Annotated in this window: 14 protein-coding genes; 5 read left to right on the forward strand and 9 right to left on the reverse strand. The window is 65.4% G+C overall.

Going from position 1 to position 13,306, the window contains the following annotated elements; genetic code table 11:
• Positions 1–50 precede the first annotated feature (50 nt).
• Complete coding sequence (locus H289_RS0118580; protein ID WP_020102319.1) at positions 51–350, reverse strand: hypothetical protein; 300 nt, start codon at positions 348–350, stop codon at positions 51–53.
• A gap of 138 nt (positions 351–488) precedes the next feature.
• On the opposite strand from H289_RS0118580, the gene H289_RS0118585 reads away from it, so the two are divergent.
• Complete coding sequence (locus H289_RS0118585) at positions 489–1,223, forward strand: winged helix-turn-helix domain-containing protein (RefSeq protein WP_020102320.1); 735 nt, start codon at positions 489–491, stop codon at positions 1,221–1,223.
• On the forward strand, positions 1,223–2,350 hold the full coding sequence (locus H289_RS0118590) for a HAMP domain-containing sensor histidine kinase (protein ID WP_020102321.1): 1,128 nt from the start codon (positions 1,223–1,225) through the stop codon (positions 2,348–2,350). The genes H289_RS0118585 and H289_RS0118590 overlap by 1 nt, the downstream gene beginning before the upstream one ends.
• A gap of 22 nt (positions 2,351–2,372) precedes the next feature.
• Here the strand turns inward: H289_RS0118590 and H289_RS31945 are convergent, their stop codons facing one another.
• Both H289_RS31945 and H289_RS0118600 read right to left on the reverse strand, forming a co-directional pair.
• Positions 2,373–3,008, reverse strand: a complete 636-nt coding sequence (locus tag H289_RS31945; protein WP_141772215.1) for a hypothetical protein — start codon at positions 3,006–3,008, stop codon at positions 2,373–2,375.
• A gap of 10 nt (positions 3,009–3,018) precedes the next feature.
• Positions 3,019–3,525 (reverse strand): SRPBCC family protein, encoded by a 507-nt coding sequence (locus tag H289_RS0118600; protein WP_020102323.1) that lies wholly within the window; start codon positions 3,523–3,525, stop codon positions 3,019–3,021.
• A 276-nt stretch (positions 3,526–3,801) separates the two neighbouring features.
• Between H289_RS0118600 and H289_RS0118605 the strand changes: the two genes are divergently transcribed.
• On the forward strand, positions 3,802–6,156 hold the full coding sequence (locus tag H289_RS0118605; protein ID WP_020102324.1) for a Nal1-like putative serine protease: 2,355 nt from the start codon (positions 3,802–3,804) through the stop codon (positions 6,154–6,156).
• An 11-nt stretch (positions 6,157–6,167) separates the two neighbouring features.
• On the opposite strand, the gene H289_RS33895 is transcribed toward H289_RS0118605, so the two are convergent.
• Positions 6,168–6,302 carry a hypothetical protein gene (locus H289_RS33895; protein WP_263863806.1) on the reverse strand — a complete coding sequence of 45 codons (135 nt, stop codon included), beginning with the start codon at positions 6,300–6,302 and terminating at the stop codon, positions 6,168–6,170.
• Positions 6,303–6,537: 235 nt separating this feature from the next.
• Between H289_RS33895 and H289_RS0118615 the strand changes: the two genes are divergently transcribed.
• On the forward strand, positions 6,538–8,226 hold the full coding sequence (locus H289_RS0118615) for a hypothetical protein (protein WP_020102326.1): 1,689 nt from the start codon (positions 6,538–6,540) through the stop codon (positions 8,224–8,226).
• Positions 8,227–8,311: 85 nt separating this feature from the next.
• On the opposite strand, the gene H289_RS0118620 is transcribed toward H289_RS0118615, so the two are convergent.
• The 3 genes from H289_RS0118620 to H289_RS0118630 form a co-directional block, all read right to left on the reverse strand.
• Entirely contained in the window at positions 8,312–8,980 is a 669-nt protein-coding gene (locus H289_RS0118620; protein ID WP_020102327.1) for a hypothetical protein, read from the reverse strand.
• Positions 8,981–9,006: 26 nt separating this feature from the next.
• Positions 9,007–9,564 carry a CsbD family protein gene (locus H289_RS0118625; protein WP_029105423.1) on the reverse strand — a complete coding sequence of 186 codons (558 nt, stop codon included), beginning with the start codon at positions 9,562–9,564 and terminating at the stop codon, positions 9,007–9,009.
• 164 nt (positions 9,565–9,728) lie between these two features.
• Positions 9,729–10,001, reverse strand: a complete 273-nt coding sequence (locus H289_RS0118630; RefSeq protein ID WP_020102329.1) for a DUF4235 domain-containing protein — start codon at positions 9,999–10,001, stop codon at positions 9,729–9,731.
• 231 nt (positions 10,002–10,232) lie between these two features.
• Here H289_RS0118630 and H289_RS0118635 point away from each other — a divergent pair, with 231 nt between their 5' ends.
• Entirely contained in the window at positions 10,233–10,574 is a 342-nt protein-coding gene (locus tag H289_RS0118635; protein ID WP_231388057.1) for a hypothetical protein, read from the forward strand.
• A gap of 112 nt (positions 10,575–10,686) precedes the next feature.
• Here H289_RS0118635 and H289_RS0118640 read toward each other — a convergent pair whose 3' ends face one another.
• Positions 10,687–12,357: an ABC-F family ATP-binding cassette domain-containing protein gene (locus tag H289_RS0118640; protein WP_020102331.1), complete on the reverse strand. Its 1,671-nt coding sequence runs from the start codon at positions 12,355–12,357 to the stop codon at positions 10,687–10,689.
• A 168-nt stretch (positions 12,358–12,525) separates the two neighbouring features.
• Positions 12,526–13,263, reverse strand: coding sequence for an SDR family NAD(P)-dependent oxidoreductase (locus H289_RS0118645; protein WP_020102332.1), 738 nt, complete (start codon positions 13,261–13,263; stop codon positions 12,526–12,528).
• Between the last annotated feature and the right edge of the window lie 43 nt (positions 13,264–13,306).

A 13,306-nucleotide genomic window follows, 5' to 3' on the forward strand; every position in this document is an offset into this window, starting at 1 on the left:
GTCCTCACATAACCATGTCGCCGCCGGCGGGCAGCCTGCGGGCCGCCCAGTCAGGAGTCCGACGCACAGGTCACGTCGACGTAGACGTTGTTGACCATGCGGGTGTCGGCACGCTGGGTCGGGTCCGCAGGGTTCGGCAAACCGTGCACGTCGGTCACGGTGCACGCCGACAGCGGCGCGCTCGGGGCACCGTCGACCTGCACGTTGTAGCCCTCGCTGCGCAGCGTGGACACGACGTCGGCGCCATTGTTGCCGGACACACTGGCAGCCTGCGCCGGGCCCGCGGCCGTCAGCGCCGCAGCGGCCAGCGCTGCGGCGGCGGTGGAGAAGAAGGCGATCTTGGTGATCATTTCGGTGTCCCTTCGGGTTGAGGTTCTGACGGCTTCCAGCCTCGAATCGGCCGACAAGGGTTCCCCGGAGGAACGATGAAGATTCGTTAAAGAACCCGGCTCTGACCAGGTCATCCGGTCGACCCCGCCAGCGCGCGGGTGCACTATGAGCAGGTGACCGCCACCGAACCCGCGCCAGGTCTGCGCGCGCTGGTCGTCGACGACGAGGCCGCGCTGGCCGACGTCGTGGCCAGCTACCTCAAGCGAGAACTCTTCGAGGTACGCGTCGCGAGCGACGGCCCGTCGGCCCTGGTCGCTGCCCGCGAGCTGGATCCCGACGTGGTCATCCTCGACATCGGCCTGCCCGGACTCGACGGCATCGAAGTATGCCGACAACTTCGCGTGTTCTCCGACGCGTATGTCGTGATGCTGACGGCCCGCGATACCGAGATCGACACCATCGTCGGGCTGTCGGTCGGCGCGGACGACTACGTCACCAAGCCGTTCAGTCCCCGCGAGTTGGTGGCCCGCATCCGCGCGATGCTGCGGCGGCCCCGGCGCGCACCCGACCAGGCCTCGACGGCAGGGACGCCGCCGCGGGTGTTCGGCGATCTGCACATCGACACCGATAGCCGTCAGACCTTGCTGGGCGGCGCGCCGATCATGCTGACCCGCACCGAGTTCGACGTACTGGCCGCGCTGTCGTCCCGCCCGCGCCAGGTGTGGACGCGACATCAACTCCTGGAAGCCGTGTGGGGCGAATCGTGGTTCGGCAACGACAACGTCGTCGACGTCCATGTCGGCCATCTACGCCGGAAGCTCGGCGACAACTCAGCCGAGCCGCGCTACGTGACGACGGTCCGCGGCGTCGGGTACCGGATGGGAGAAGGCTGATGGTCCAGCACCATCCGCGCAGCAAGCACGGCATTCGGAGTCGCCTGCTCGTCACCAACGCGGTCGTCGTCATCGCGGCCATCGCCACCACGACGACGGTCGCCCTCATCATCGGCCCGCCGATGTTCCGCCAGGTGATGCAGGACGTCCTCGTCCCCGGACGTACCGGTCCGCACCCCTACGAGCATGTCTTCCGGCAGGCGACCGCCGTCTCGGTGGGGATGTCGCTCGCGGTGGCCGCCACGACCGCGCTGGCACTGAGCTGGTACCTGAGTCGACGGATGCACCGGTCGACGGCCGAGCTCGCCGCCGCCGCAACCGCGGTGGCCGACGGGAACTACGACATCCGCGTCTCGCCACCCCACCTGGGCACCGAATTCGACGCCATCGCAGACGCTTTCAACACCATGGCCGAGCAGCTCGGCTCCGTCGAGACCACCCGGCGTCAGTTGTTGGCCGACCTGGCACACGAGCTTCGCACACCCGTCTCCGTCATCGACGCGTACCTCGAGTCGATCGAAGACGGCATCCATCCGCTCGACGCGACCACGATCGGCGTGCTGCGCGACCAGACCCGTCGGCTTGCCAGGCTCAGCTCCGACGTGCGGGCGCTGTCCGACGCCGAACGCGACATGGCGCTCGTCGACACCCAATCCGTCGCGCCCGCAACGCTGATCGGTGCGGCCGTCGACGCCTTCGCCGCGCCGTACCGCGCGAAAGGTGTTGCGCTGACATCGGATATCGCGCCGGGACTGCCTGACCTCTGGGCCGACCCGCAGCGCCTCGACCAGGTGCTGGCCAACCTGCTGACGAATGCACTGCGGCACACCGATGCCGGCGGCACGGTGCGGGTGACGGCGACGCCCGCCGGTGGTTCGGTGCGGATCCAGGTATCCGACGACGGCGACGGCATCGCCGCCGAACATCTGCCGCGGTTGTTCGAGCGGTTCTACCGCGCCGACTCGGCACGCGACCGCGCGCACGGCGGTTCCGGCATCGGGCTGGCGATCGCAAAGGCCCTTGTCGATGCCCACCATGGCCGGATCACCGCGACCAGCGCCGGGGTCGGTACGGGTGCGACGTTCACCGTGGAATTGCCCAGCCGCGCCACGTCGCTCGCCGGCTGATCCCAACGCCTCCGGACCACAACTAGCCCGGAGAGTTCGGGTAATTGGGGTTCGGCGGGTAGCCCTGGTTGGGATAGCCGGGCGGCGGGTAGCCCGGATAGCTCTGCTGTGGGTAGCCGGGGTAACCCTGTTGCGGCGGTGCGGGATACGACGGCCCGCTCTTCCCGCCCCGGCGGCGCACCATCACCACGACGAACACCACGAGGCACGCCACCCCGATCACGACAAAGACGACAATCGGCCACGACCAGCCGTTCGGCGGCGCACTCACCCAGATCCGGCTCGCTCCGGGACACCGCACGGTCACCGGCCCGCGGTCGAGCGGCAACTCCCCGACCGCGCGGTAGTACTTGCCCCTGGGGATCAGGAAGAGCCGCTTGCCACCGAAACGTTTCTCGTCGTGGGCCCCGGTGAACGGCTCCAAGGGCTCGGCCTGACCACCAGATGTCGTTGCCGTGCAACGAATGTTCGATTGCGATCGATCGAGATACACGACGTGCACGCGTTCGGTGGGCGTCACCACGTCGCCCGATCTGATCAACTCGGCCGGGTCGTCCTTGGCCCCGAGGAAGATGACGACCGCCAGCGCCAACATCCCGAACCCGAACAGCGTCCCGATCACTCTGCCGATCGGGCTTTTTCCCCCTGCACGCCCCATGCCCCGATTCTCACACGGACTCCCCCACTGGTCGGGCCGAGTCGTCGTCACTGGTTGTGGTTCGGCGTTCGGCGATGGCGGCCAGCCGCAGGGTGCATTCCCGGTTGCGCGGAATGACCGCCGCCAGGGCCAACTGGTCGGGCACCCAACGCATCGGTCGACCGACCGGCACCTCGGCCATCTCGATGAGGCAACCGCCGGTCGGCGTATCGGACAACCGAAGGAAGATGCGCGCCCGGCCGAACACTCCAGCGCTGGCAAGCAGCACCAGCTCTTCCAGCGGGCGGCAGTCCTGCACTTCGGTGACGTCGTTGACGAGAACCGGCCACACTCCGATCGAGTGCTGAATGCGGCGGCCGGCGGCCGGCCAGTCGGCGTCGACGGCACGCATCCGGCTGTTGCCCACCACCCACTGGGAGTATGTCCAGCCGTCGGCGATGACGTTCCAGACCTCTTGCCGGGTCGCAGTGCTGTGCCGCCGAACGGTCAGGGCGCTGTCAAGGACGTTGTCAGCCATGCGATTTCCTTTCGGAGCCTGCCCCCGAAAGGAAACGACGACGAACCGCCCGGCCAAACCGGTGCTGGAGAATCGCTGTGGTGCGCATGACTGTGATTAGCCTGCGGCGGACAAGCTAAACCCGCGAGCGCCAACATCCCGAACTCGACTGCCGATGACGCCGCGGTGTCCGAATGGAAAACAGGTAGCGATCTACTCGGTCCTGATCACCGCGGAAGGCGCATTCTTATTACGGCCACCATCTGATCAGCGCCGAGCGTCGCGGAGAGCAAGCCCATGAGTCACGCCACACACGCAGCGTCACCCGACCGCGGGCGACTGAGCGCCAGTGACTTTCAGTCGCTCGGTATCCGCGATCTGCTGGATGCCCGCGACCAGTTTCACGTGCACCTCGCACACAAGCCGAACGTCTTCTCCACGGCGATCGGGCGCTACCTGATTCGTGACACCGATCCTGACGTACCTGAAACGACGTGCGATCCGCTCGATGCGCGGGCGCGAAAGGCACCAGAGCGCACCCTCCTGAATTCCACGACTCGGTCGTGGTCGTGGCCGTGTGTCCTGGTGTTCGTCAAGCGGTGGCAGACGCTCGACGATCTGGTCGATCGTCCCGAGGATGTGGTACCGCCGTTCATCTACCTGCCGGACGGGCGCATCGTTCCGGTGTGCGTCGTACTCGCCGAATCCGCGCAGCTCCCGTCCCCCGTGCTCGACCCGAGCCGACTCGCGGCGGAATCGCTCGGTGTGGGTTCGCCCATCTACGTCGATGCACAGGGAATGCGTCGCATGGGCACCGCCGCCTGCCTGGTTTCGGACGGCAGCGATGTCTATGTGCTGACCAACACGCACCTTGCCGGAGTGGTGGGGCGGCCGGTGCGGGCGTTGTTGCGTGGTGTTCCCGTCACCATCGGGAGCACGTTGGGAGCGCCTCATCTGGCGGAGCGCACGTTTTCGGACATCTATCCGAGCCTGCCGGGCCGGGACGCCGTCGTGAATATTGATGCCGCCATCGTCCGGCTCGACGATGCCCGGGTCTGGGAAACGGACGCCCTCACTGATCCGATCGGCGACGTGACGGACTTCAGCGCAAGCACCGCCGCACTCTCCTGGATCGGTCGGCCGGTGGTCGGCCAGGGCGCCGCGAGCGGAGAGATGCGCGGCGAGATCAAGGCCTTGTTCTACCGGTACAAGTCGATCGGCGGGCGCGACTACATCGCCGACTTCGTCATCGGTCCACGATCCGACCACACCGGCCCGCTGGTCACGCAACCTGGTGATTCCGGGTCACTGTGGTGCCTCGACGGAATCGAGGCGCCTGGTGTCCGCTCGCCGTTCGGGCTGGAGTGGGGCGGTCAGCGGATCGGCGGCGATCCGGCCGCCGGCGACTTCCTTCAGTTCTCGCTGGCGACGTCGATGGCGGTGATCCTGCGGGAACTCAATCTCGACCTGGTCTCCGGCCCCACAGCACAGCGCATCCAGTATTGGGGGCCGGTGGGGCACTTCAAGATTGGCCAACAGGCCTGCTTCCTGGTCGGAAACCCGGCATTGCGAAAGTTCTTCACCGCCAACATCAACAACCTGAGTTTCCGCAGCGACGACCAAATTCAACTCGCCACGCACCTGCAGGCCACGAAATTCGTCCCGCTCAGTGATGTCCCGGATGTGGTGTGGAAGACGAACATCAACCGGGCCAAGCCGGAAGTCGCGCGGGTGATGGAGAACTGGAATCACTACGCCGACATCGACCTCCCCGGAGCCGACGGCGACTCGCTGATGGCGAGCTATGCGGCCGACGAGGATTCGCTGAACTACAGCAACTGGCTGACCTTCTACAAAGACGCGCCGGTGCCCAGTGCCTCGAAGACGCATTCCAATAACCAAGGGGCGCTTCCGTTCCGGGTCTGGCAGATCGTCGCTCAGATGGTGAAATTCGCGAAGAACGGTGACGGCGATCGTTTTCTCACCGCCGCCGGCTGCCTGGCGCACTATGTGGGCGACGCGTGCCAGCCCCTGCATTCCTCGCAGCACTCCGACGGCTTGAACGGAGCTTCAACCGGCGTCCACGCCACCTACGAGGACAACATGGTGAACGCGCACGCCGACACCATCGCGGATGAGATCGGCAACGCCATCAAAAACCTGGACTTCACACCGCGCGCGATCCACAGTCCGCGCGACGCTGCCAAGGCCACCATGGATTTGATGATCTTCGCCCAGACCACGCTGCCGCCCCAGACGATCTGCCAGACCTATGACGACGTGCATCCAGGAGCCAGCCACGAGACGAGCAATCCGGCGGTGTTGGACGCACTCTGGAACAAGTGCGGGGACCGGACCGTCGAAGTCATCGCGGCGGGTGCGGTGACGCTCGGCGCGCTCTGGACTGCCGCGTGGAAGCTGTCCGGCGCATCTAAAGATTCCCCTTGGCTGACAAAGGTTTACGACGGCACCAAGGATTTGATGCCGATCTATGAGGACAAGAACTTCCTGCGGTCCCTGCACCTGAAATATCTGGGGCAGGACGACCTGCCCGGATCCGACGCTCCCAAGAATCCACCCCCACCGCCGGGCGGCCCCGCCAAGAAGCCCGCGAAGCAGGTGGCGAAGAAAGCTGCCAAGAAGGTCCCCTAGGCGCTGGGACGTCACTCCGCGGCGTCGACGATCTCTTTGTCGGTGATGACCGACGCTCTCGGCGCGGTCGCCAGGCTCGACAGCGTCGTCGGGCGCCGCACGACAGGCAGCCAGTCCGGCACCCACTCTTGGCGAGCTAATTTCAACAGCTAAATACATCTTGACCCAGCAAACATACTGTGGGTATTTTATGGGTGGGGTTCAATCGTTGGCGACCATGACACATGGGGCGGGGTTGGTGTGCCTGCTGCAAATGATGTTGTGGCCACTGGCATTAACGATCACGGAAACGGGGACCAGATCATGCCGGCTGCACATTCCAGCAAGTCCACAGCAAACTCACAGAAGTTGGCGGTAGCCCTATTGGCTAGCGCTACCGCGGTGACCGCGAGCATCGTCGTTGCCAATCCGCACGCCAGCACCGTGGCCGCGCCAGTGCCAGAAATCACCAGGCAGGTGAAGCTGACCGCGGCCGCAGACCCGATCTCGCTGATCGAGGGCCTACTGGCCCTGCCGACGTCTGTCGCGCAACAGCTTCTCGGCAACGGGCAGTGGATCAACAACTTGGCCTACCTCGCTGCACAACCGCTGGTGGCCGCCGACAACACGCTCTACGGACTGGACACCGCGGCGGCGCCGGTGATCTTGAACGCTGTCACTGCCCTGCTGTCGCCGCTTGCCTCGACACCGGTGGCGCCGGCGCTGGAGGCCGCCTTGCAGGAGTACTTCAAGAATGCGGCTTTTCCTCCTACTGCCTTCTCCGGCGGAGGTCTCACCGGCTTCAACTTCTACGACTTGGCGCTCGCTTCGCTCTACGACTTCGGCGCCCCGGCGACCGCCCTATTTCCGGCAGCAGTGACGTTGTTGGAGAAACTGGGGATACCGCTGCCGTTGCCCGGCAACCTGGTGCCGGATGCGGCGACCAATGCGGCGCTCGCGCCTGCCATCACGCCCGCAGCCGCGACTCCGCAAGACCTGGTTGGCGGCCTCGGTGGCCTACTGACCAGCGCGCTCAGCACAGTGTGGAATGACGGCGCCTACTTGGCGAGCATTCCCCTGCAAATCGGGGTCCAGACGGCATGGACGCTGCTGTATTACGGCGGTGCGGCCGTGTTCCACCCGGACCTGCTGTTCAGTCTGCTCACCAGTTACATTCCGAACTACATCCAGCAGTTCACCGCAAGCGGCCTCAGCGGATTCATCAGCACCACAACGCAATTCCTCGCCGGCCTCGCGGGGACTCTCGGCGGGCTGCTGCCGGCCGCAGCCGCGCCACTCGCAGCTGCAGATGTGTCAAAACTGCAGCCCAATTCGGCTGCGGCAGTGACTCCTTCGATCAGTCCCTCGGTCCCGTCACCGCAGAATCTGATCGGCGGCCTGGGCAATGTGGTGTCGTCTGCGGTGTCCATGGTGGCGAACGACGTCGCCTACGCGGTGAACCTGCCATTGGCCGTCTCAGTGCCGGTAGTGGTGCCACTGGTCGCCGGGTTGCCCTACACCCTCGCCCCACAGGCCCTGTTCGGGCTGCTCACCACCAACCTGCCGAACGCTCTGCGGTTCGCCGTCGGCAATACGGTGAACGGAATCGTCTCGCAGGCAGGACAATTCGTCTCCAGCCTCGGCGGTCTCGTTTCGGCGGCAGCGGCGCCGCTCGCCGCCGCCAGCGTGCCGAAGGTCCAGACCAATCTGATCAAGGTCAACCATCCGACAGCCGCGCTGTCGGCGCCCAACTCCACCGCCGACTCGACGTCCGGCAACACCGCTTCGGACAACAAATCGGACAAAGCAGACGCGAACAAGTCCGGCACCGACAAAACAGATTCAGGCAAAGCCAAGTCGGACAAGGGCGGCAAGCACCGCAAGCCTTCAGAGTCGGGCCAGGCGGGCAGCGGACAGCCGGATGCCGGTGCCGGAAAGACCGGTGGGACCAAGAGCGGCAACAGCTCTCATGACGGCGACGGACCGAAGCACGCGTCGGATACGTCAGGGTCGAGCAGTCACGCAACCGGAGATGGTCAGGGCAATGCCGGGAGCCACGGTGGTGGCGGGGGCCACCGCGGCAGCAAATAGCCTGTCCGGAAACCGGTTTCACTGAGTGGCTTCATCGGCGGCAGGTGTGCCGCCGATGAAGCCACTGTCGATTCGGAAGCCTGTGTCAGACCCGGCCTGCCCGCCGGTTCCGCTTCTCGGCGTCGGCAAGTACTTCGACCTGCTCCGCCTGCTCGCGCTTGGCTGCCGCCGCAGCACGCTTGTCCCGCGCGTCCTGGAGCGCGGCTTCGGCCGCAGCCGCCGCCTTTTGTTCGGCTTTGTTGATCCGTTGCAGCCGTTGCTGTTCGGCGGTTTCGGCGGCGTCGCGCTTACGTTCGGCCTCGGCCCGACTTGCCTTCGCGGCCTGAGCGATGCGCTTGTCGGCCTCTTCGGCCGCTTGCCGCTTACGCTGCTGCGCGCGCTCGCGCGCTTCGGCCACCGCGTCCTGCTTGGCGGCGATCGCTTCGTCGCGGTCGTCGGCGGCCTCTTCCAGCGAGTCCTCCAGCTGCGCGCCGGCTTCTTTACGCCGTTGGGCGGCGTCCATGCTCCGCACGACAGCTTCGGCACGAACCTCGCTTCGGCGGGCCAGCGCCGCACCCCGCCGGCGCAACGTGGAATCGCCCAGCACTCCGCCGATAGCAGCGTCCAAACCCCCGAGCGAGCGCTCATAGATCAGCCGAGCGGGTGCTTCGGCGTCCAGGCGGGCGATCCACCGATCCTCGATGAACTGCAGGGGAAACCGGGCCAGGCGGTATTGCAGGCGCAAGACCTGTAACGGCAATTCGATGATGCTCACGATATCTCCTTGGTTCTCAATGTCTTTCAGGGCAGCTTGGTTCGATCGCCGAGGGTCTCGGCGCGTTCGCGAAGGCGACGGGCCTCGGCTTGCTCTTCGTCCGCCTCTCTCTGCGCGGCGCGATGTTCGGCGAGCGCGTCACGTGCCTCCCTGCCGGCTGCCGCGGCGTCGGCCGTTTCCCGGATTTCCGCCTGTCGTTCCTCGCGCTGCTCCTCGACGCTGGCGCGGACCTGCTCCTCGGCAGCGCGGTGCCGCGCTGTCTGCGCGGCTTGCTGCACCTGGTCCACCTGCTGCTGTTGGGCCGCATCTTCTGCGGCGTCGGTACCGCTCTGCACCACGTCTCGGGCGGCGGCGGCCTGGCGGCGGGACTGAGCCAGCAGGTCGGCGGCGGAGTCGGCTTCGGCGTCCGCGACCGCCTCGACGGCGTTGGCCTCTCTGCGGGCCCGCGCCTGTGCCTGCTCCAGTTGCCCCTCGGCGGTCAATGAATCGTTGCCGGTCACCGCGCCGGCGATCTCTTTTGCCTTGCCTTTGATCGAATCGATCAGGCCTGTACGTGCCTCATCAGCTTTCTCATGTTCGCCCATGACCTCTGCCATGCTCGTTTTGCGCGTTCTTCAAACACCGTTCGGTCGGGTCTGGGTCGTGCGCGGAGACCGCACAGCGCGCTGAACAGGCACGAAGCATCGATGCAGGCTGACGATAAAGCCCCTGTGATGTGAGTCAACCCGCGTAGCCAACCGTGAAAGCGTTACACCGGATTCTCGTGCGCCACAGCGCGGTAGCTGCGCGCCCCAGCGCGATCTACGGCCGCCCTGACCAAACCGAAGACGAGGCCCTGCACACCGGCGGCCAGGAGCGCTTGCCCGCCCGAGCGGTCCAGATCTTTGGGGTCCGGCGGTCCCTCCCCCGAGTCATCGATCCGCTTCCACAACACACTGAAGACCTTGCCGGCCACCAGGCCGCCCACCACACTGAACGCAGCCGACAGCGGCAGATACAGCGACTTCGATATCTTGCTCATCGTTCTCCTTGGCATATCTGACGGTCCCGACTGATCCGAGCCGTGGCTGAGAGTTACCCCGCCTGCACCGAAACCAATCGCCGCCCTCTCACCGGACGCCCTGAGCTGGCAATGTCTGAAATAGCTATGAATCGATCATGAAATTGGCATGTCGATCATTATGTGTCACATATGAATACCTCGACGCACGTTCGAACCTGACTAGCATTGAATTTGAGAAACCGCAGATAAATGGTTGTAAATGCTGGAAAGGAAAGTGAATTGTTGGGCGGCGGTATTACCAAGGGCGTCGTGGTTGGAGCCATCGTGTTGAGCTTGGGCACGGCGGCTCCGGCGCTGGCTGCGCCCGAGGTGCAGAAATCGGCCCAGGCGACGATCAGCGAGTTGGAAGCACAGGGATTTCGGCCAATACTCAACAAGGTCGGTAACGCACCCCTCGAGCAATGTACGGTCATCGCGGTGCGCGACGGCACTGCCGTCAAGCACTCCTGGATACAGCGGGGACCGACCGGGAACGTCGGCAATCTCGTTCGGTACAAGACTGCGTACGTGGATCTCATGTGCAATCGATGAATGATGCCAGCGGGTATTTGAACCACAATTTGTAGGTGGCTGCATCAACTGTCAATTACTGCTGACAAAACCAGTGGCAATTGTGTCGAACGGCTCAACGCAACAGACTCAATCACCTGGAACGTACGACGCGCCCTTCGTCCCACACCGGCACCGGCGATTCGACGACTTCGCCGTCTTCTCGGAAGATCCAGAACCGATCGAAGTCGCGGGCGAACCAGCGGTCGTGCGTCACGGCGATCACGGTGCCCTCGAAGGCTGCGATCGCCTGCTGCAAGGCCTCGGCTGATTCCAGATCGAGGTGGTCGGTGGGCTCGTCGAGCAGCAGTAACGTCGCACCGCCGAGCTCGAGCAGCAGGATCTGGAATCGCGCCTGCTGCCCACCAGACAGTGAGTCGAAAACTTGCTCGGCGGCGTGAGCGAGCCCGTAGCGTGCGAGCGCTCGGGCGGCGGACTCACGGTCGCGTCCCTCCCGATGGCCGTCGCCATGGTGCAACACCTCGAGAAGGCTCCGGCCGGCAAGATCGGGTCGACGCTGTGTCTGCGCGAACCATCCGGGCCGGACGCGAGCGCCGAGTCTCGCGCGGCCCTCGAACTCCACGGGCTCGATCGAAAGATCAACGGGAGGCTCGTGTTCGGGTTCCGGGTCCGATCCGCCGGCTGCCAGCAGCCGCAGGAAGTGCGACTTGCCTGACCCATTGGACCCGAGTACGGCTATTCGGTCGCCGTACCAGGCCTCGGCGTCGAACGGGAACATGAGCCCGACCAGTTCCAGCTGCTCGCACACCACCGCTCGCCGACCTGTTCGCCCGCCGCCCAGGCGCATCTGGAATCGCTGCACACGCGGGAGTTCGTGCGGAGGGCCCGCCGTCTCGAAGCGCCGCAGACGCGTCTGGGCGGCCTGATACCGAGACGCCATGCCGGCATTGTTGGCTGCCTTCTCCTTGTACATCTGCACCAGGGCCTTGAGCTTCGCATGCTCTTCGTCCCAGCGGCGGCGCAACTCGTCGAGCCGTTCGAAGCGGGCCGCACGGGCCGCGTGATAGGTCTCGAAGCTACCCGGATGCGTCCATGCGGTGCTTCCCGCAGCGCCGAGCTCCAGCGTGACGACCGCCGTCGCTGTGCGTGCCAGCAGCTCACGATCGTGGCTCACGAACAAGACGCTCTTCTCGGACTCCCGCAGGCGGTCTTCGAGCCAGAGCTTGCCGGGTACGTCGAGGAAGTTGTCCGGTTCGTCGAGGATGAGAAGCCCGTCGGTACCACGCAGCAGGGCCTCGAGCACCAGGCGCTTCCGCTCACCACCTGACAGCGTCTCCACCGGACGAGATGCCGCCTGGTCGTACGGGATGCCGAGCGCGGCGTCGGTGCAGACGTCCCAGAACACTTCGATCTCGTAGCCGCCGGCTTCTCCCCATGCCGCCAGCGCGTTCGCGTACCTCATCTGCGACGCTTCGGTAGCCGACTCACACATGCTGCGCTCGGCACGGTCGACTCTCCCAGCAGCTTCGACCACCTGCGGTGGGGCGACGCTCAGCAGCAGGTCGCGGACAGAATCACCTTCGATGAACTGCCGCATCACCCCGACCCCTCCGGATCGGGCGATCGAGCCCTCCTCAGGTTCGATCTCCCCAAGCGCGATTTTCAGCAGTGTCGACTTGCCCGCACCGTTGGCGCCGATCAGTGCGAGACGTTCCCCTTCGCCGACTCGCAACGAGACATTGTTGAGAAGCGGACGGCCGTCAGGTAAGCCGTAGCTGATCCTTGACAGGTCGAGATGAGCCACACGCCAACCCTATGAGCCATCGCAAACGGTTTTTCGCGGTGCTGAGCGCGTCGGCCTTCATTGTTGGACTTCCAGTCGACCTGAAAGCCCTTCGCCCAGATCAGGTTTGGGAAGATCAGTAACACGACGCCAATTCGACTGCACCGGTCCACTTTTCATCGCAAGCCCCTAAGCGTGCCGCGACGTCACTCCCCCGTCGACCACGATCTGCGTCCCGGTGATGAACGACGCCTTCGGCGACATGAGGAACGCGACGGCCGCGCCGATCTCTTCGGGCTGCCCCAGCCGGCCCAGCGGCGCCGCCGCCACGAACGCGCTCTTCACCTCAGGAACAGCCAACGCATCGGCGAGCATCGGGGTTTCGATGAAGCCCGGACACACGGCGTTTACGCGAATTCCCAACGGCCCCAACTGACCTGCCATCGACCGGGTCAGGCCCAGCAGCCCAGCCTTCGACGCACAGTAGGCCGGAATGAACGGATTGCCAACCAGCCCTTCGATGCTCGAGATCCCCACGATCGCCGGCGCAGCGCCACCAGCAAGGGCCTTTTCGAAATGTGGCAGCAGCAGTTGGGACAGCAGCGCCTGCGCGCGCAGGTTCACATCGACAACGGCATCCCACGATTCGATGGTGAACATCCCGACCGGCTCGGGCAGCACCCGGCCCGCGGCATGCACCAGTCCGTCGATACCGTCCATGGCCGCGGCGGCCTGCTCGACGGCGGCGGCCATCGAGTCGGTGTCACTCACGTCGACGACGACGCCGTGCGCCCCGAGCGAGTCCGCGACGGCGACCACTTGCGGCGAGATGTCGAACAGCGACACCGCGCGACCGTCGGCGATCAACGCCTTGGCCGACGCCAGGCCGATACCGGATGCACCACCGGTCACCACCACACCACTCATGCCAGACCTTTCAATACGCTCCGCTACGTAGCGGAATACCGAA

The sequence above is a fragment of the Mycobacterium sp. 360MFTsu5.1 genome, assembly GCF_000383495.1.
GTDB lineage: Bacteria > Actinomycetota > Actinomycetes > Mycobacteriales > Mycobacteriaceae > Mycobacterium > Mycobacterium mucogenicum_B.